Raw genomic sequence first — 19,120 nt, 5'->3', positions numbered from 1 at the left:
GTAAGACCGCCGCATTTTAATCTCAAATTGTGGATGCTGGGATTTGCATCAGCGCTGCTGCTCTCAATACCCTATATCATCCCGCACGTAGGAATGGTTGCCTTGGTGGCTTTTCTTCCTTTGTTTGCCGCAGAGTATTTGGCGACGGAAAACGGCAAGAAAAATTTTTGGATTATCTATTACTGCACTTTCCTTATTTGGAATATCATAACAACATACTGGATATATCTTGCAACGTTGCCCGGCGCAATTGCTGCCGTAACTTTGAACGCACTGCAGATGGCTATCATTTTCAGGCTGTTCCGCTGGTTTAGAAAATTAACATCCGGCGTGCTTCCGTATCTGTTTTTTATGTTTTTGTGGGTTGGATGGGAGCATGCATATTACACTTGGCAAATCAGCTGGCCGTGGCTAACTCTAGGCAATGCCTTTGCAACCTCCGTAAAATCAATCCAGTGGTATTCGCTTCTGGGAACCGTCGGCGGCTCCTTCTGGATATTGCTTGTGAATATTTTGCTATTTAGAGTGCTGCTGCTTATCTCTGCAAAACAGAAGATTACGGCCTCCGCAATATCTGTCGCGATAATTATTTTGGTCCCGATAGTTTATTCCCAAATCCGCTATTCTTCCTACAAAGAGAAGAGGGGTGAAAACATTACAAAAGAGGTTGCCATATTGCAGCCTAACATTGACCCTTATAATGACAAGTTCAGCGGAATGAGTCAAAGCCAGCAAAATGATATTTTATTTGGACTTGCAGATAAAGCGGTGTCAGACAAGACGTTCCTGATGCTGGCTCCTGAAACTTTTTATACTCCGAGCGGACCTTTTGATTGCCTGAGAGAGGCTTCTCCGGAAGATTGTATCACTTATAATACATTCAGAATTTTTGCAATGTCTCACAATGTCAATTTTATTTTTGGCGCTGTGACACAGCACTTTTACATGCCCTCCGTTAAAAACGCGATACCTGGAGATTTATATTCGGGCTCGTTTGATTTAAGTACGCCTCCTACTCCAACCGCAAGACCTATTGCAGGCGGCGCAACATGGTATGACAACTTTAATACTGCTGTTTTTGTTGGTCCGCGCGGTGACCAGAAAGATTTTTATCATAAATCTAAGCTTGTGATACTGGCTGAGTCTGTGCCTGTTATAAAAGGCAAGAGCGTATTCAAATCTCTTGGAATAGATTTGGGCGGTTCAATAGGGAGCTTTGGTTCAGATAAGGAGAGAAATATATTTTGCACAAATGATGATGTGATGCTTGGCACGGCAATATGCTATGAGTCAGTTTTTGGAGATTACTTTAGAGAGTACATCAACAAAGGGGCTCAGATGATGACTATTATTACAAATGACGGGTGGTGGGGGAACACTTTCGGATATAGACAGCATTTGAGTTACGCACGCTTGCGCGCAATAGAAACACGCAGAGATATAGCACGTTGCGCTAATACGGGAGTTTCAGCATTTATCAATCAAAGAGGAGATATTGTATCCAGCACCGGCTGGTGGAAGAGGTGCTATTTGGTAGGCAATGTAAATCTTAACAATGATATTACGATATTTGTAAAGTACGGGGATATTATTGGAAGAGTTTCATTGTTTGCATTCTTCCTCCTTTTGCTCTCAGGCATTGTTAGGCAGATCACAAAAAAGACCATAATAAAGGGAGTCCTTTAAAATTGCGGACAAAAATATTAGGCCGGCTGATCTGCTAGAAATCAGCCGGTTATTTTTTTATACACTAACTCAAAATCTATTATAAAACTAATTAACATGGAAGAAATTTATTTTAATTTTTTTGGACAGCTGGACAACGTAGAATCTTTTGACCTCTTAAGAAAGGACTCTTTGCCTGCCGATTTCTTCCTCCCAAGATATCAGTTTGCGCACAAAGGAGATTTTGGACATGCCCTGATTATTGCCGGCAGCTATGGTAAGGCGGGAGCTTGCATACTTTCTGCAAGAGCCTGCATGAAAACAGGTTGCGGCCTTTTAACCGTTCACGTTCCCGGTAAAATATATAGTATTGTGCAGAGCTCTTTTCCGGAGGCAATGGCGGAAGTTGATGATGATGAAAATTATTTTTCATCTAATATTAATAATCTCGACAGATATTCCTGTGTTGCCATAGGTCCCGGCATAGGTACAGAAAGCGCAACAAAAAAAGCTTTGGTTAATTTATTGAAAGCCAATGCATCTCTTAAAGAACCGCGGCCAATGGTGCTGGATGCAGATGCTTTAAATATCCTTGCAGGAATTCCTGGTTTTGAGAAGCTGCTCTCTCCAAACAGCATATTAACTCCTCATCCTAAGGAGTTTGAGAGAATGTTTGGCGTGTTTGAAAATTATAGTGCCAAGGTGAAATTTATGCAGAAGTTCTCTGCGCGCACCGGTGTTGTTGTTGTCCTAAAGGGCGGTGTTACAGCTATTTCTACACCATCGGGAGAATTATTTTTTAATATAAAGGGAAACCCCGGAATGGCTACGGCTGGTGCCGGTGATGTTTTGACCGGAATTATTTGCGGCGTAATGGCGCAAAAATGCAATATGGATTGGTATGGTAAAACCGGATATGCGGAGGCGGCAAAAATGGGAGTTTTCATACATGCCAATGCGGGAGATTTTGCAAGGGATTCCGTAGGGCAAAGCTCATTAATTGCCTCTGATATAGTGGATAATATACACAAAGCCATTGAAAAGATGGCGGCCTGCTGATTGAGATGTTTTTTTGTGTAATTTTGAGCCGGCCATAATTATGGCCGGCTAAACTATAGACTATGTTACGCAAAACAGGAATTTTGAATTCCAAAATCATGGCAGTGCTTGCGGCTTCTGCTGCAATCTTCTTATTTGCCGGATGTTCCAAAGGGGAAGTTACTCCGGAACCAACAAAACCAACAACCCCTACGACCCCAACCACTACTGTCTCAGTTGACACCTTAGTTACTCAAATGCAGTCAAAAGTTGCAGGGAGAGAGGTAGGAACCTATTGTACTTATTATGGCAGCGGACTCCCTAATCCTAACTATGTAACCTATATAAACTACGCGTTTGCAGAGGTTTATGTCTCTTCTAATGTTTACAACGGCTTTAAGCTGCAAGGTGGTGAGTCCAGATTCCAAAGTGTTGTAGATTTAAAGAAACAGAATCCTGCGATTAAGATATTTATCTCATTTACTAACGGAGTTGCAAATTCTGATAATAAAAAAGACGGCGGATTTTCCGCTATCTCCGCAAATGCAGCATATCGCAAACAATTTGCAGAGGACTGCCTTGCATTTATAAAGAAATGGGGGATTGACGGAATTGATATTGACTGGGAATTTCCAGGACTTGCATGGGGAGCATCTGCCGACAAGGCCGTTGATACGGACAATTTTACCCTGTTAATGAAGCAATTAAGAGAAACGCTCGGGACTAATTATCTTTTGTCTTATGCTGGTTATGTAAAGGATAAAGTTAAAGTTACCGGCGGATATGAGTTTATGGATATAGCTGCTGTTATGCCGTATGTGGATTTTGTAAACGTCATGACCTATGATTTTGATTCTGCACCAAGCTACCATAATGCATTGCAGGATGCCGGCTCTTATTGGGATTGCGTTAGAACGGTAAATGCATATAAAAATGCCGGGGCTACAATGAGCAAGCTGCATCTTGGAATTCCTTTCTACGCAAGAAAGGCCTTTTCCGGAACAAGCGCTGCTGTGTCATATAAAAACTTAAGTAAATCTTCAGCAGTATGGAGCAGCATTGCCAGCGTGCCATATATTCCGGATGCAACAACTAAATCTGTTACATATAGTTACGACAATACCAAAAGTATTTTCAGAAAGGGTTCATGGATGCTTGGTCTTGGGCTGAGCGGAATGTTTTGCTGGGAGATTAGCCAGGATGATGCAAGTAATACTTTGCAGAAGGCAATGTGGAATGCTACAATGAGATAGAAATTTTAAAAAGGTCGTATGAAAAAGATATTTATTTCCTCGCTCATAAAAGTAAATCTGATATTACTTCTCTTGGTATGCGGTGTTACTGCTTATGCAAAGCCAAGGATTACAATTATTGCTACGGGAGGTACCATTGCGGGTGCGGCCAGCAGTTCTGTAAATGATGCGTATCAGCCAGCACAGTTGTCTGTTAAGCAAATAGTTGCAAGCGTTCCCGGAATAGAGAATCTTGCAGAAATAAATACCATTCAGCTTACAAATATTGCAAGCCAAAACATGACGGAAGATGTTTGGCTTACCATAAGGCAGACCATAGATTATCTCTTTTCCAAGAATCTTGCAGATGGAGTTGTGATAACGCATGGAACAGATACAATGGAGGAAACTGCTTATTTTCTGTATCTTACCTTAAATCATTCATACCCCATAGTGATAACGGGTTCTATGCGTCCTTCCACCTCTTTGAGCGCTGACGGACCAATGAATCTTTATAATGCCGTTGCAACGGCAGCAAGTCCCGATTCAAAAGGGAAGGGTGCCATGATTTTAATGAATGCAACAATATTCTCCGCTGCAGATGTTTATAAAGGCAATACGGTTGCAGTTGATGCTTTTGAATCTGTTTACGGACCTATTGGCTATGTGAGGAACGGAGCTCCAAAATATGTTAGGAATGTCGTTTCCGGCTTTGCCGCTGATAAGTTTAATTACCAACCTGTGTTTGATATTAAGGAGCTTAAAACTTTGCCAAAGGTGGAAATAATTACCTCTTACGCATTTGCTTCCGCTGAACCCATTAGGGCTGTAATTGCCTCAAAAGCAGCGGGTATTGTAATTGCCGGGGTTGGGCACGGAAATTATGACAGAGCTATTGCTGCAGAGATAGACAATGCTGTTTCCAAAGGGATAGTTGTTGTAAGAAGTTCCAGAATATCCAAGGGAGGGGTTGATGAAAATGCGGAGGAGTATTCAGAGAAAGTTCCTGTTTGCTATAATCATTCTCCTCAGGCGGCAAGAATTCTGCTTATGCTTGCACTTACGCAAACCTCTAAGCCAAAGGATGTTCAGAAGCTATTTGCTCAGTAGCAAAATAGATATTCTCTTCTTTAATTACTATTGATCCGGTTAAATATTTTAGTTATGAAAAAATCGTTTTTACTTGCTTGCGCAATTTTATTTGTCTCTTTTTCATTTGCTCAATCTGCGTATAAATCTGAGCCCCGGAAAAATAGCGGTGAGAAAGATTATTTGAAATTTTTGTATGATTATATGCCATTGAGCGATAGGGCGGACTATGATACATCTTTTTTCAAAATGCAGGTAAAGACAGCCGTGGAGGCGCGCAATACTTTTAGATGGGGAGCTCAAATTCCGGAGGAAATATTTAAACATTTTGTCCTTGTATATAGAGTGAACAATGAAAATCTTGATAGTGCAAGAGTGGTGATGTTCAAGGCATTGCGTGAGCGTTTTGCAAAAATAGAAAAAGAAGAGGGCAGACCTTTGTCCATGTACGAGGCTGCTCTGGAGGTTAATCACTGGTGTCATGAACATATGAACTATAGAGCATCCGATGGCAGAACATCATCTCCTCTTGCCTCCATGAAAACTTCCTGGGGACGTTGCGGGGAGGAGAGTACTTTTGCAGTAACAGCGCTAAGGGCGGCATGTATTCCCGCAAGACAGTGTTATACTCCGCGATGGGCTCATACTGATGACAATCATGCGTGGGTAGAAGTTTGGATTGACGGAAAGTGGTACTACTTAGGAGCTTGCGAGCCGGAGCCAAAGTTGAATATGGCATGGTTTACTGCTCCTGCCAAAAGAGCTATGATGGTTCATACTACCGTTTTTGGAAATATGATGGAAAAGAAGAGACTAATTTTACTCATCCTTTATACTCTAAGATAAATCTGCTTTCTAATTATGCTCCGGTTAAAAAATTGAGAATTAAGGTTGTAGAGCAATCGCGCATTCATCTGGATAGTCGCACATGGAGTGAAATGAGACCGGTAAAAAATGCTGAAGTAAGTTTTGGGCTTTATAATTATGCGGAGTATTACCCTCTTGCAAAAATAAAGACAGATGGCAACGGATATGCTTCACTTACTACAGGCTATGGAGATTTGGTAATATGGGCAGCTAAAGGTGATAAATATGCTCAAAAACAGGCCTTTGCAGCTGACACGCTGGTAACTGTCGAGATTAAAAAAATTAATAAAAAGGAGAATTCCTCATCTATGCTGCTTACCCCTCCAAAAGAGCTGCCGATAGATATAATTGATTCTGAGCTGGAAAAAGAGAATAATAAGCGGCTTGCTTATGAGGATTCTTTGAGAAATGCGTACGTTAAAACTTTTCCTGATTCAGCTTTTATACAAAAGACCATAAAGAATTTTAACCAAGGTCTAAGAAGCAACGAGCATGATCCAAGGCATTCTGCCGGACATCCGGAAGTTGTTGAATATGACGGTTATATATGGGATATCTTAAAGAAATCATGTGGAAATTATAAAGAAATTCAGAGAGTTATTTATCTGGGAGGCACCGCAGGTGTGGATGTTTTGAGAATGGTTTATGAGAAGGATTTGCGGGATGTGCCGGCTGATGTTTTTCTGGATCATCTGAGGGCGGCAAATGCTGACGAATCTAAAGAGAAAATATCGGAATATATTTTAAATCCGCGTATTCAATTGGAAAAAATTACCTCATGGAGAAGTTATTTGCAGAATTATTTTGCGGGGCAAAAAACTCTGTTTTCATCCAATCCCCGGAACATTGCTGCATGGATTAATAAAAATATAAAGCTCAATGATTCAGATAATTATTACGGTGTGCCAATCTCGCCGGAGGGAGTTCTCAAAATCAAAGAGGGGGATATGAAATCATTGGAGATATTGTTTGTGGCTACATGCAGAAGTTTTGGAATTGAGGCAAGATATGAGTGGGCTACCGGAAAAGCGCAATACAGAAATAATCCTGGAGCGTCATGGCAATATGCTGATATAACGGGTATTGCATCTTTAAACAAGATGGCTGGGAGGAATAGAAAGAGCTCAGAAAAAGGAGATATAACACATGCATCAGAGCAAAATAATTGTACCCTCGTAGTTGAAAATGACAAAAATAATTCAATTAAGCCGGAATATTATTCTCAGTTTACAATTCAAAAGCTTGTGGATGGAGCGTTTAAAACTCTTGATTATGAATATGATCCGCATTTTCAAAATTTCCCTGATACATTGATGCTTTCCGCCGGATATTACAGGATTGTTGCCGGGAGCAGAAACAGCAACGGCGCGGTGCAAGTGAGCGAGAAGTATTTTACCCTTAATCCTGCTGTTCTAAAAAAAGGTGCCAAAAAATCGGCAAAGAATTCCATTAGGACTGCTTCTAAAACTTCTGTAACAACTGTGATTGTTACAATGCCAAAAGTCAAAGAGGAGGTAAAATCTTTGGGCGTTGTAGATATGCAAACTATTGGTATTAAGGACTCTATAAGCAATAATAAACCTGTTGCAGTTGCCGTTATAGATGGCAAAGAACCAAGCCGACATTTGATTGTTGACTATGCAAAATCCAAGGAGGAATTTGCAAGGGCGGGGATAAAAATGATTTTTATTAATGCGGATAATGAGAGTACCCAAGCAGAAAAAACAATTAAAGGAAAGTCTGTCGGGAGTACACTAATTGGCGCTGCAAATGCCAAATTCCTAGGCAATTATCCAATACTGGTTTTGCTTAAGCCGGACGGTACAATTGTTTATCTAAGCCAGGGTTACAAGATTTCTTCACAAGAGGAAATCCTTAAGGTTGCAGCTCAGCTAGCCTCTGAATAGCTGCTGAAGTTGCTTTGCTGACTACTCTTTTATGTCTTTGAATCCCTCTCCCAGAATCTCGGAAGATTCTATCACATTGATAAATGCGCGCGGGTCTATCTCTGCAATTTTATAGCGGAGCGTTACCATCTCACGCCTTGTCATGGTTGTGTAGATGATATGTCTTTGCTCTCCCTTATACATTCCGATGGCGGGTATCAGAGTCGCTCCTCTTCCCAAGTCATTGATAATAACTTCTTTAATGGGGTCTAGCTTTTCTGATACAATCATCATTGTCTTGACGGATGAACCTTCAATTATAAGGTCAATGATTTTGCTCTCTATGAAAATGATTATCCATGAGTACATTGGGAGCTTCCAGTCTCCAAATGCAATTACTGTGGATAGAGTAATAATACCGTCAACAATAACCACAGCAGTTCCCATAGAGATATGAAAATACTTGTTTACAATCATTGAGATAATGTCTGAACCACCGGAGGTTGCGCGGGATTTGAATACCATGCCCAGACCAATGCCGTAAATTATACCGCCGAATATGGCTGCAAGCAGCTGGTTTTTAAAGAGATTCATGTCAGATATCCCCGGCTCAATAAGGGAATCGTAACCGTGAGTGTTGTGCAATATCCACATAAACAGCGGGATAAGAAAAGTGCAGAGCATAGTCTTTATGCCAAACTTTTTGCCTATGACTAAAATGCCAATTATCAATAGGGGAATGTCCATGCATAATGCGGTTGTCTCTGTTCTCCATCCCCAAAGGTGGTGGAATACCATTGCAAGTCCGTATGTTCCTCCCGGTGCAAAACCGTATGGCTCAACAAGAAGCACGGCTCCAAGAGCAAATACAAAACATCCTCCTACAAGCAGTCCGTAGGTAATAAAAAAGTCTTTGGAAAATAACTTTTCCTTTGTAACAAATGACATATCTATGTGGTTTTTGAGTGCCGCAAAGATATAAAATTAAAACATCAGGCACAGACCTGTGGCTATGAGTAAAGAATTTTACTTTACGGTTTGAATTAATTGCATGGCGCGGTCAAGAATTGCATCCGCCTCATTGCCTATGAAATTATCAAATGTCAGAGGTACCTCATAATCAGGTAAAACTCCTCTGCCATAAGGAAATCTGTCAGAAATCTCCGTGTCAAATACTGTCTTGACCAATGGCAGGTTTATCCCTATTTTTGAGTTTGGAAGAAGAATTTGAGAAAATTTCATTGCAGTCATGTAGTGATATGCCGATGCTGTTTCCCGACCAATTACAACTCCTCTTTTGCTTTTTGCAGTTAGGGCTGCAAATAATGTTGCAGCAGATACAGAGTGTTCATTTGCAAGTACATATAGTCTTCCTGAATAGTGTATTAAACTGTCGGGAGTAACAAGTCCGTCTTTATCTGTGTCGCTGGATGTGGAATATACGCCGCTCTTGCCAGGACGGGGTTTAAAGTCGGCAAACTCGCTGCTGATATTCCTCGTACTGTCGGAGGCGCGATTCATAGAGTACTTAAATGTCTCAAAATTTATTTTGTTCATCATATCATAACCATCTAATTTCAAAGGCATTGATATAAAACATCCAAATATTTTCATGAGTACATCCGCATTTCCTCCGCCGTTGTTTCTAACGTCAAAAATCAGATTCCTTATTTTTTTATCCTCGCATTTCTTTATAAAACTGCAAACTTCACCTGTTTCTGTTTCAGATAGTTCAAAGCTGTTTAAACCAATATATACAGTAGAGTCATTCATCTCTTTTAATGTGTAGTTTGCCTTAGGATAGTAATTTATTTGCATGAATTTCATCCATTTTCCCATCTGCATAAAAGGTGAGCCTTTTATCTTTCTGATATCAATCCCCGGAGCACTTATTTTCTCCCCGTCTGCAAAAGTTACATCCATCTTATAATCTTTAGGATCAATTAGCTGGCCAAATCCGGTTGTGGCCATTGAAAAGTTTGGAACACTCTGAACTTTAGCATCATACAAATCCAGACTTCTTGTAATTATGGAGCGGATTGTATCTAAATTTGAGTATCCGTTAACGGATCTAATTTTCTTTCCAAAATATTTTTCATATGCTTTTGTCGTCATAGTGCAATACATGCCGTCATTAAATATACCAACCCAAATTTGAGGTTGTAGTGTTACATTTTTCCGGCTGTCATTGCTCAAGCGCCAAATATGGGAATCATGTACAAGCCTAATAGTATTGTTGACTATAGAACTGACTGCTGCGAACGGAACATCTTTTTTAAATGTATCAAGCTGGTAATTAGTTTTTTGTATGAATTTGTCAAATTCCTCGGGAGTAATAACGTCATACAGACTTGGGTACTCCTCTTTGATACAATCAATTAAAATATTAAAATCCTCTTTTGCCTGAACTTTTGTCAAAGAAGTAATTGGCTTCTGCTCTTTTGGATACACAAAAGTTGTCTTAAGGCCAAATGGAGTCATAGGGTCTGATGAAACACCGTTAACGCTGATGGTTAGGCAAATAGCCGGCTGATCAATTTTGTTGTAACAATAAGCCATCTTTCCAATCTCTTCTCCCTTAGCTATTTTCTGACCCGTTTTAAATTTGTAGTCTCCGGACAGGCCATGAATATATACTTTTGCTTTTGCAGTCTTTATCCCAATGCAAACGCTCAAATATTTAGTTTTTATTTTATTAGATTTATCTGATTCGCACTCCTTTTTTGCAGCACTGATGTTTTCATCAAAGGATTTTGATGAATCATAATGGTAGCTCGTCGAATACTGCAGGCTGCTAAGATAATCTATTGATATGTTGGATATTGTTCCGTCTGTGGGGGATACTAGCGTGCTTCCTTCAGGAGCGGTAATAAATAAATTGTCAAAGTTGAATTCCTTCTCAATATATCCCTGCGGCTTGCATACAATTCCTTCACCTGCCGTTTTTCCTTTTACAGGCCACATGTATCCCGTTTCAATGACATGAGTAGTGCCTTTTGTCGCGACAGATTTTGTAGCTGCAGGCTTTTTATTTGTTTGTGAAAAAGCGGCGGAACCAGTTGGCGCAATAAGGGTAATTGTGAAAAGCAGATAAATAATCTTTTTCATGTTGTTTATTGTTTTATACAAAGTACGATATTTTATTCCACAAAAAAAGCCCAGCATTAGCTGAGCTTTTTTTGTGGAGGTGAGCGGAGTCGAACCGCTGTCCAACCAAACCATCAGGCGGTTTTCTCCGTGCGCAGTCCGGATTTGATTTTCGTATGCAAACTGCTTCCAGACAGGCCATCTGCATCTTATCCTTTAAGTCTTAGGGAGTTTTAAAGGAGTCCGCTCCGGCATCTCTCTTTAATGATACCCCATATGCGGCGGCATAGAGAAAAAAAAGCGCCGCGGGATACTTGTCGCTTCCGTCCTAGACGGATGCGATTAAGGTAATTAAGCTTGGCCTAATTACGCAGCAAGTCTTAAATTGTTTTCGCCAGTTAATGGCTGAAAGTTGGATATTTACGAGCTACGCTCCCAACGCTCGGCACGCTTGCTGTCCAATTAATCTGATGTCAAAACCAGAACACCCCCAATTGGTTGTACAAATATAGAAAGAAGATGCCAACTCCAAAGATTTGTTGCGTAGTCTGCATTTTTTCGTAGTTTATAATAATTCTTATCTGAAATTCTTAAAATTGAGCTTTATTTATTAAATTTGTCAAATAATGAAGGCGGTATTTGCCGCAAAATGAACAATTTTACCCATTTGATATGAATATTGGAATAGTTGGAACCGGATATGTTGGACTTGTTTCTGGAACTTGTTTCTCAGAGATGGGCATTAACGTAACGTGCATTGATATTGATAAAAAGAAGATTGACGGGCTAAATAATGGCATAGTCCCAATTTATGAGCCCGGTTTGGAAGCTCTTGTTAAGAAGAACGTTGCAGACGGCCGTTTGCATTTTACAACGTCATTGCCTGACTGTATTGCAGACCAGGATGCCGTTTTTATTGCAGTAGGGACGCCTCCTGGAGAGGATGGAAGCGCTGATTTACATTATGTTCTGGATGTTGCTTCTACATTTGGCAAGTATATTAAAAAATACACGCTCCTTATTACAAAGAGTACAGTGCCTGTCGGGACCTCTATAAAGGTCAGGGCGGCAGTTGAAAAAGAGCTTAAGAAAAGAAAAGCAAATATACCTTTTGACGTTGCTTCTAACCCTGAATTTTTGAAGGAAGGGGCTGCAATTAAGGATTTTATGTCTCCCGATAGAGTAGTTGTAGGGGTCGAGTCTCTTAAGGCGCGCAAGATTATGGAGAAGATTTACAGGCCTTTCCAGCTCTCCAATTATAGAATTATATGGATGGATATTATGTCCGCGGAAATGACCAAATACGCCGCAAACTCCATGCTTGCAACAAGAATCAGTTTTATGAACGAGATTGCAAGGCTATGCGAGATTACAGGAGCTGACGTAGAGAATGTTAGAGCGGGAATGGCTTCTGATACCAGGATAGGGAACAAGTTTTTATTCCCGGGCTGCGGTTACGGTGGTTCATGTTTTCCAAAAGATGTTAAGGCTTTGATAAGAACAGGAGCGGAGAATGGCTATAAAATGCAAGTAATTCAGGCAGTTGAAGATGTTAATGCAGAGCAGAAGAAGATTGTTTTCCAAAAATTGCAGAAGGCATTTAAGAACAAATTGAAGGGGAAAACCATAGCAATGTGGGGATTGGCATTTAAGCCGGAGACCGATGATATGAGAGAGGCTCCTTCTATAGTGACTGCTAATCTGCTGGTTAAGGCCGGCGCTAAGGTTAAGGTCTATGACCCTATAGCAATGCCTGAGAGCAAAAGAGTTTATCTGAAAGATATTGTAACGTATTGCGACAATATGTTTGATGCGGTAAAAGGTGCTGATGCATTGGCTCTTGTGACAGAATGGAAAGAGTTCAGACTGCCTAATTTGGACAAAGTTAAGAAGCTGATGAAAGGTAAAATTGTAGTTGACGGAAGGGATATCTTTGTTCCTGAAGAGATGCGTGCCGCAGGTTTTGATTATTATGCAATTGGTAGAAAATAAATAAATTAATTAATAAATAACGGGGAAAAGATTATGAAAAAAATTTTAACTCTTTGCACATGTATTGCCGGGGTAATTCTCTTGGCATCATGCGGCAAATCGGGCGAAAAGAAATACTTGACGGTGTCCCCTGCTACTGTCACGGTATCTTCCGCAGCAACAGATATCTCTATAAATGTGAGTGCGAATGTAAGTTATGTGTCATCAGTTGTAGAGGGCGGGTCATGGATTACTAAGACTACGTCAACATCTTCTACATCAACTACGGAGGTGTTCCATATCGCAGCAGGTCTTACGGAAGGCAGCAGAACTGGTAAAATTGTTTATGTCGGCGCAGGAATCAACGATACTGTTAAGATAACTCAATCTCAAAAGGATTTGATACAGCTTTCCGGCTCCACTGCATTGGATTATATTGGAGGCACTTACACAGTTACGCTAATGTCCAATGTGGATTATGATTTAAGCATCCTTAACACTCCTAGCTGGTTGAGATTTTCTGATTCAAAGGCTGTTACAACAACCAAGAAGTCTTTGGTAATTGATAAAAATCTGTCGGGAGCTGACAGAACAGCTTATATAATTTGCAAGGATAAAAATTCTACGCTTGCTGATACCCTTGACATTATGCAGGAGACAGTTCCTTTCTTAAAGCAGTCTCTTGCAGGTGTTTACAGTAGTAATACAGCAGTTGCAAGCATACAGTATACTCAATTCTCTGATCAGTACGCAGAAACAATTTCCGGGTCTGTTTACTCTTTCAGATTGCAGAACGTTTTTAATGACACATTCTGCTGCTTTGACGGCATTCCTTTGGATTTATCTAACGCTGCAACTTTTGATTTGACTGTTACTCAAAATTATTTGACTACTGGAAATACAAGTACATATTCAGTTCAAGTTTTAAAGAATGAGAATGGAAATGTTTGGTTGTATAATGATGCCAATAATATAGGGTTTATTATTAAAAAGTAATTGCGATGAAAAAGATTTTAATTTCAATATTTGCATTTGCACTTATAATGTGCTGCATGCCTGGTGTTTCACGTGCAATACCGGCTTATCCTTTCCCTATAACTGTGAGACAACCAGATGGTTCTACAATAACAATACAAGTGCACGGAGATGAATTTCTGCACTGGACAACATGCGGAGGAAAGCTTGTTGCTAAAGGCGGAGACGGGTTTTATCATAATGCGACTTTCACTGCCGACGGCAAAATCTCAATAGGTTCTACAAAGGCCGGCGCCGCTTCATTTACCGGAAGCTCATCCGTCACTCCTCCTGCTGCGGCTGTTCAAAGAGCGCTGAGAATGAGGCAAGAAAATTATGCATCAAACAGCAATATGAAGATGGCGGCTGAGAATCTTCAAAGGGTGGCTAGCGGCCAGCCTGCAAAGTCAATATCTCAGGGGAGCAAAAAGTTTTTGGTAATATTGGTGCAGTACAGCGATGTATCATTTACTGTTTCAAATCCTCAGTCTACATTCTCTAATTTGCTTAATCAGAGCGGCTATTCTTATAATGGCGCAACTGGCTCAGTGAAAGATTATTATAAGGACAACTCCAATTCGCAATTTGTTCCAACGTTTGATGTTGCCGGACCTGTCACATTAACAAATACACAAGCTTATTATGGAGGCAACGATTCTGATGGAAATGATTTGCGTGCAAGACAGATGGTAGCTGAGGCTTGTAATTTATTGGACAGTTCAGTTGATTTTTCTCAATATGATAATGATGGTGATGGCTATGTAGATAATGTATACTGTTACTATGCAGGATATAATGAGGCAGAGGGCGGCGGAGATAATACTATTTGGCCTCACTCTTGGAGTTTGGGTACATATGCCGTAACTCTTGATGGCGTTACAGTTAGCCACTATGCTTGCGGTTCTGAGTTTAAAGGTGCTTCAGGTGCTACAATCGCCGGAATAGGGACTTTCTCCCACGAATTCGGACACGTACTTGGATTGCCTGATTTTTACGATGTTGACTATGCAAATTCAGGCGGCCAGGCATTTGGCTTGCAGTATTTTTCACTGATGTCTTCCGGAAATTATCTGAATAACGGCAATACGCCTCCTTGCCTTACGGCAATTGAGCGCAATATGCTTGGCTGGATGAGTTTTACACAGCTAACGACGTCAGGAGATTACACCCTTGAGCCTGTTCAAAATAATAAAGCTTATACTTCTGCCACAAAAACAAACGGAGAATATTATGTATATGAGAACAGACAAAAGACAGGGTGGGATACGTATCTTTATGGTCATGGCATGCTAATCTATCATGTTGACCAATCAAGCAATATTGTAGGAACGGTTACTGCGGCTAGCCGCTGGAACTCAAATACTATCAATGCTTACCCTTCTCACCAATGCTGTGACCTTGTAGAAGCTATTCCGGAATCACAGCTGACAATTAGCAGTATAAGCAGCATGGGCAAAATGCCTTTCCCTGGTACGGAAGGTATCACTTCATTTACATCTGCTACTTCTCCTGCTGCAAAGGATTGGGCAGGTAATGCAACCGGATATAATTTAACATCAATTGCAGAGACGGGTTCCAATATTACTTTCACTTTAAGCGTGGGAGCTGTAACTAATCTTGCTTTGAAAGGTTACAATGCAATTGCAGATCCAAAGAAATCATACAGCGCAGGGGAAGCGTTTACATTGGCATTAATGCCTTGCAGCAATACTCCTTCTTCTGTTGCGTGGTATTTTGACGGAGCATCAAAGAATGCGGGAGATGCAATTACTTTAACTTCCGGAAATCATGTGGTTAAAGCTGAATTGACTTTTGCCAATGGCAGCAAGGAGACTCTTATTCAGGAAATTACGGCAAAATAATTTTTGTCGCGACAGATAATTAATATTAAAAAAGTCCGGTCAATTTTGATCGGACTTTTTTAATTTTATGTGTGGTATCTACATTTTCATCTGTCGGCGACTACTATGCAAATGCATTCTCTGCAAGCCCGTCTCCGTTGATTCCCAGGCGTTTGAAATAGTCAGGCACCTTCTTGCCCTGAAGCGCATCAACATAAAGTTTGCCAATGTACTGAGATAACATAAAGCCGTGTCCTCTCATTCCAACAAACAAACCAAGCTGAGGATCAATGATATAGCGTGGCTCTGTGTAATAACCGCACCATGTTGCCTGGACGCTCATTCCCTTAAGCTTCGGAATCCAATCTGTAAATACTTCAGAGACAATCTCAATGAATTCCTGAGTATTAACCTTAAGATTCTTTCCTCCTTCAGTGGCATTGTTCTCAGGTGATGCGCAGCCGATTATCTGGCCGGTATGTGCAAATTGCTGTCCGTAAACAGCGGAGAAACCTTTGTAATTTCTTCTGTCAATAAGCATATCCAAAGAGTCTCCGTCTTTTCCGATAAGAGGCAGTCTCTTTGTGATAAATGCCTGGTGTCTAACAGGGTATAGGTGCGTCTCAATTCCAAGCTGTCTTGCGAATTTTTCTGCGCCAGGCCCTAATGAGTTTACAAAAATTTCACTCTCATACTTCTGATATTTTCCGTCAGGCATCTTAACCAAAATATGGTACATGCCTCCGACTTTTCTAACTTCCACAAGCTCAGTATCTTCATATACAACGCCGCCTTTCTTGATACCAATTTGTCTCACAAGGTCTATTGTGCGTCCCGGGGTTGCCTGCCAGCAATCCTCTGATATTAAGGCATGTGTGTAGATGTTCAGATTTGGATTGAAGTATTCTGAAATCTCTTTCTGGAAATCTTTTTTCTCAACCATGTACGCCTTTGACCATGCGCGCGATGCATCAAGGTCTTTATAAGTTTTCTCATCATGGGCAAAACTTATATATCTGGTCATCTTTAAATCTATATTGCCTTTTTTCTGCAACTCTCTGAAAATTTGAAGATTGCCATTTGCAATATCTGCAAGCGCAGGAACTGAGAATGCAGGACGTCCTCCGCCGATGCATCTCCATGAGCTGCCGGTTTCCTTGTTAATCAGCACCGGCTTAAATCCTGCCTCTGCAAGGTATCTGAATGTTGCCGTTCCGGCCATTCCTCCGCCAGCTACAAAAGCTCCAACTTTGATAGGTTTTGCTGCGGTAAATTTATCTGTCGTGATGACAATATCATCCTTCTTTACATTGCATAGATTTCCAATTTCCACAAGATTTGCCATAGGTCCTCTTGGAGTAAACTCTCCGGTAACCTCTATGCCATAGCCTTTTAGAACTTGCTTTGCTCTAGGCAGGCATCTGCTTCCGCGGCAAACTCCCATTCCAATTCTGGTGATGTGCTTAAGCTCTCTTGCGGTAATACTCTTGCGCCCTTTCAAAGTTTCCAGCAGGTCTTTCAATTTTACATCCTCGCAGAAGCAAACGTAAGTATCTGCATTATCGGACTTTGCAGGGGTTAACTTTAATTGTTCAGGATAATTCTCCTTAACAATAAATCCTCTTGCTCTTAGCAAATCTTCATCTTTTGCATCCCGACAGATTTTGCCATCCTTGCCATAAATAGCTGTGGCAGTGACCGTTGCCATATTGGTCTTGTTTGGCTTTTTAATGATTTTGTCCAAAGTTCCTTCACCAACTTTCTTTCCGTTGTCGTCTACAAGAAATACTTTGCTTCCCTCTTTGACATCAAATTCAACAGGCAGGAATAGTTGTTTCTTTGCAAGACGATATCCAAATATTGCAAGACCCGGACACTGAGTTACGCACTCCATGCAGCCGATGCACTTGTCATAATTAATTACGGGAACAGCTGATGTTGAGCTCTTTGTAATGGCTCCCTGTTTGCATGAGAAAGAGCAAGGGTTACAAGCAAAACCGTAAAGACAATCTGCAACAACAAATCCTTTTTCTGCCATTCTCTTTGCGGAAGGCTTGTTGGGCTCATCCAATACGCGTACAGGATGCTGCTGAGAATCAATATATTCCTTTGACACGGCAAGATATTCGTCATAGTTAAATCTTGTCCCAAGGTCTTGCATAATCTCATAAGCGCACTGCTTTCCTCTTAAAACTGCAGAAGTTCCTTCTCCAATTCTTACGGCGTCTCCTACACCTCTGCAAGCGCGACCGAATACTTCATTGCCTTTCCTAAGAAGCTGGTTGTCAGGCAGCAAACCTGTACAAATATTTATACAATCTATTCCGTCAATCCTCTTTTCTGTCCCTGCGATAGGCTTAAAGTTCTTACATTCTGCTATGATAGCTCCGGTAATTCCGGTCATGTCTTTGTTAGGTATTGCCTCCAAAATAACGCGGGATGTCATAATAGGAATTCCCAATCTGCGGACCCTGTTTGCCTGAACCGGGAAACCGCCTTCATGGTCCATTCCTTCTACTATAGCCTTGACATGCGCTCCGGCCTGAACAGCCTGATATGATGTTAGATATCCAATATTTCCTGCGCCGACCGTAAGGATGTTCTTACCTAGCAATGTGAACTCCGTATTCATCATCTTTTGAACTACCGCTGCGGTATAAACACCAGGAAGGTCATCATTTTTAAATGCCGGCATAAATGGAAGGGCTCCCGCTGCAACAACCAGCTGGTCAGCATCTACGTAAAATACCTCTTGCGTTTCTATGTTCTTTATCGCAAGTCTCTTGCCTTGCAGAATATCCCATACTACAGAGTTTAGAATTATTCCGTCTGCTGAATCTCCGGCCAGTGTTTTTGCAATGTCAAATCCTCTCATTCCTCCAAATTTCTTCTCCTTCTCAAAGAAGAAGAACTGGTGAGTCTGCATCTTAAACTGACCGCCAATCTTTGCATTATTGTCAATCACCAAATTATCAACTCCGGCTTTATTCAGCTGCTCTCTAACTGCCAGACCTGCAGGGCCCGCGCCAATTATCGCGACAGTAGTTTTGTATATTTTTTTCTGCTTTGCAGCAATCTTGTCATCACTTTGCGCAAGCTTGAACATGTTTCCGTTTTCAGGCTTTGAGTTTGCGTCTCCAAGTCTCTCAACTTTTTTAACACCGTCAACTTTTGTGATGCAAATTCTGCGTACGTGCCCATCTACAAGCATCTCGCAGGCGCCGCACTTTCCAATGCCGCACTCCAATGTTCTATTTCTCTCTTTAAGGCTGTGATTATGAACCGGATAACCGGCTTGATGAAGGGCTGCGGCAATGGTATGCCCCTTAATTCCCTTCACTTTATGCCCTTCAAATAAAAATTCGACGAGCTCCTCCTTTGGAATTTCCAAAATCGGGTGTGTTGTTATTTTGTACATGATTTAATTTTT

Annotated in this window: 12 protein-coding genes and 1 other RNA gene; 9 read left to right on the top strand and 4 right to left on the bottom strand. The window is 41.0% G+C overall.

All coding sequences use genetic code 11. From position 1 onward, the window contains the following. The first annotated feature begins 33 nt into the window (after positions 1 to 33). From lnt to LKM37_09015, 6 genes are all read left to right on the top strand, one after another. Positions 34 to 1,686, top strand: coding sequence for an apolipoprotein N-acyltransferase (lnt, locus tag LKM37_09040; GenBank protein ID MCI1721127.1), 1,653 nt, complete (start codon positions 34 to 36; stop codon positions 1,684 to 1,686). Positions 1,687 to 1,782: 96 nt separating this feature from the next. Beyond that, entirely contained in the window at positions 1,783 to 2,724 is a 942-nt protein-coding gene (locus LKM37_09035) for an NAD(P)H-hydrate dehydratase (GenBank protein ID MCI1721126.1), read from the top strand. Positions 2,725 to 2,786: 62 nt separating this feature from the next. Further along, positions 2,787 to 3,956, top strand: a complete 1,170-nt coding sequence (locus tag LKM37_09030) for a glycosyl hydrolase family 18 protein (protein MCI1721125.1) — start codon at positions 2,787 to 2,789, stop codon at positions 3,954 to 3,956. A gap of 18 nt (positions 3,957 to 3,974) precedes the next feature. Continuing rightward, the gene (locus LKM37_09025) at positions 3,975 to 5,045 is read left to right on the top strand and encodes a type II asparaginase (GenBank protein MCI1721124.1); all 1,071 of its coding nucleotides are present in this window, start codon (positions 3,975 to 3,977) and stop codon (positions 5,043 to 5,045) included. A 54-nt stretch (positions 5,046 to 5,099) separates the two neighbouring features. Then, positions 5,100 to 5,870, top strand: a complete 771-nt coding sequence (locus tag LKM37_09020) for a transglutaminase-like domain-containing protein (protein MCI1721123.1) — start codon at positions 5,100 to 5,102, stop codon at positions 5,868 to 5,870. Beyond that, entirely contained in the window at positions 5,762 to 7,798 is a 2,037-nt protein-coding gene (locus tag LKM37_09015) for a transglutaminase family protein (protein MCI1721122.1), read from the top strand. Before LKM37_09020 ends, LKM37_09015 begins: the two co-directional genes overlap by 109 nt. A 21-nt stretch (positions 7,799 to 7,819) precedes the next feature. On the opposite strand, the gene LKM37_09010 is transcribed toward LKM37_09015, so the two are convergent. The 3 genes from LKM37_09010 to ssrA all read right to left on the bottom strand — a co-directional run bounded on the left by LKM37_09010 (position 7,820) and on the right by ssrA (position 11,356). After that, on the bottom strand, positions 7,820 to 8,725 hold the full coding sequence (locus tag LKM37_09010; protein MCI1721121.1) for a YitT family protein: 906 nt from the start codon (positions 8,723 to 8,725) through the stop codon (positions 7,820 to 7,822). A 78-nt stretch (positions 8,726 to 8,803) separates the two neighbouring features. Then, entirely contained in the window at positions 8,804 to 10,885 is a 2,082-nt protein-coding gene (locus LKM37_09005) for a S41 family peptidase (protein MCI1721120.1), read from the bottom strand. Positions 10,886 to 10,956: 71 nt separating this feature from the next. Further along, positions 10,957 to 11,356: a transfer-messenger RNA gene (ssrA, locus tag LKM37_09000) on the bottom strand. A gap of 180 nt (positions 11,357 to 11,536) precedes the next feature. Between ssrA and LKM37_08995 the strand changes: the two genes are divergently transcribed. From LKM37_08995 to LKM37_08985, 3 genes are read left to right on the top strand one after another with little or no spacing between them, the layout of a single operon-like run. Beyond that, positions 11,537 to 12,856, top strand: a complete 1,320-nt coding sequence (locus LKM37_08995) for a UDP-glucose/GDP-mannose dehydrogenase family protein (GenBank protein ID MCI1721119.1) — start codon at positions 11,537 to 11,539, stop codon at positions 12,854 to 12,856. Positions 12,857 to 12,889: 33 nt separating this feature from the next. Further along, positions 12,890 to 13,831 carry a hypothetical protein gene (locus LKM37_08990; protein ID MCI1721118.1) on the top strand — a complete coding sequence of 314 codons (942 nt, stop codon included), beginning with the start codon at positions 12,890 to 12,892 and terminating at the stop codon, positions 13,829 to 13,831. A gap of 5 nt (positions 13,832 to 13,836) precedes the next feature. Continuing rightward, complete coding sequence (locus LKM37_08985) at positions 13,837 to 15,711, top strand: M6 family metalloprotease domain-containing protein (protein MCI1721117.1); 1,875 nt, start codon at positions 13,837 to 13,839, stop codon at positions 15,709 to 15,711. Positions 15,712 to 15,814: 103 nt separating this feature from the next. Here LKM37_08985 and LKM37_08980 read toward each other — a convergent pair whose 3' ends face one another. Beyond that, on the bottom strand, positions 15,815 to 19,108 hold the full coding sequence (locus tag LKM37_08980) for an FAD-dependent oxidoreductase (GenBank protein ID MCI1721116.1): 3,294 nt from the start codon (positions 19,106 to 19,108) through the stop codon (positions 15,815 to 15,817). Positions 19,109 to 19,120 lie beyond the last annotated feature (12 nt).

This window comes from Bacteroidales bacterium, from assembly GCA_022647615.1.
Classification (GTDB): Bacteria; Bacteroidota; Bacteroidia; order Bacteroidales; family UBA932; genus Egerieousia.
Note: the sequence above shows the minus strand (reverse complement) of the source record. Positions and strands in the feature narration are given on the sequence as shown.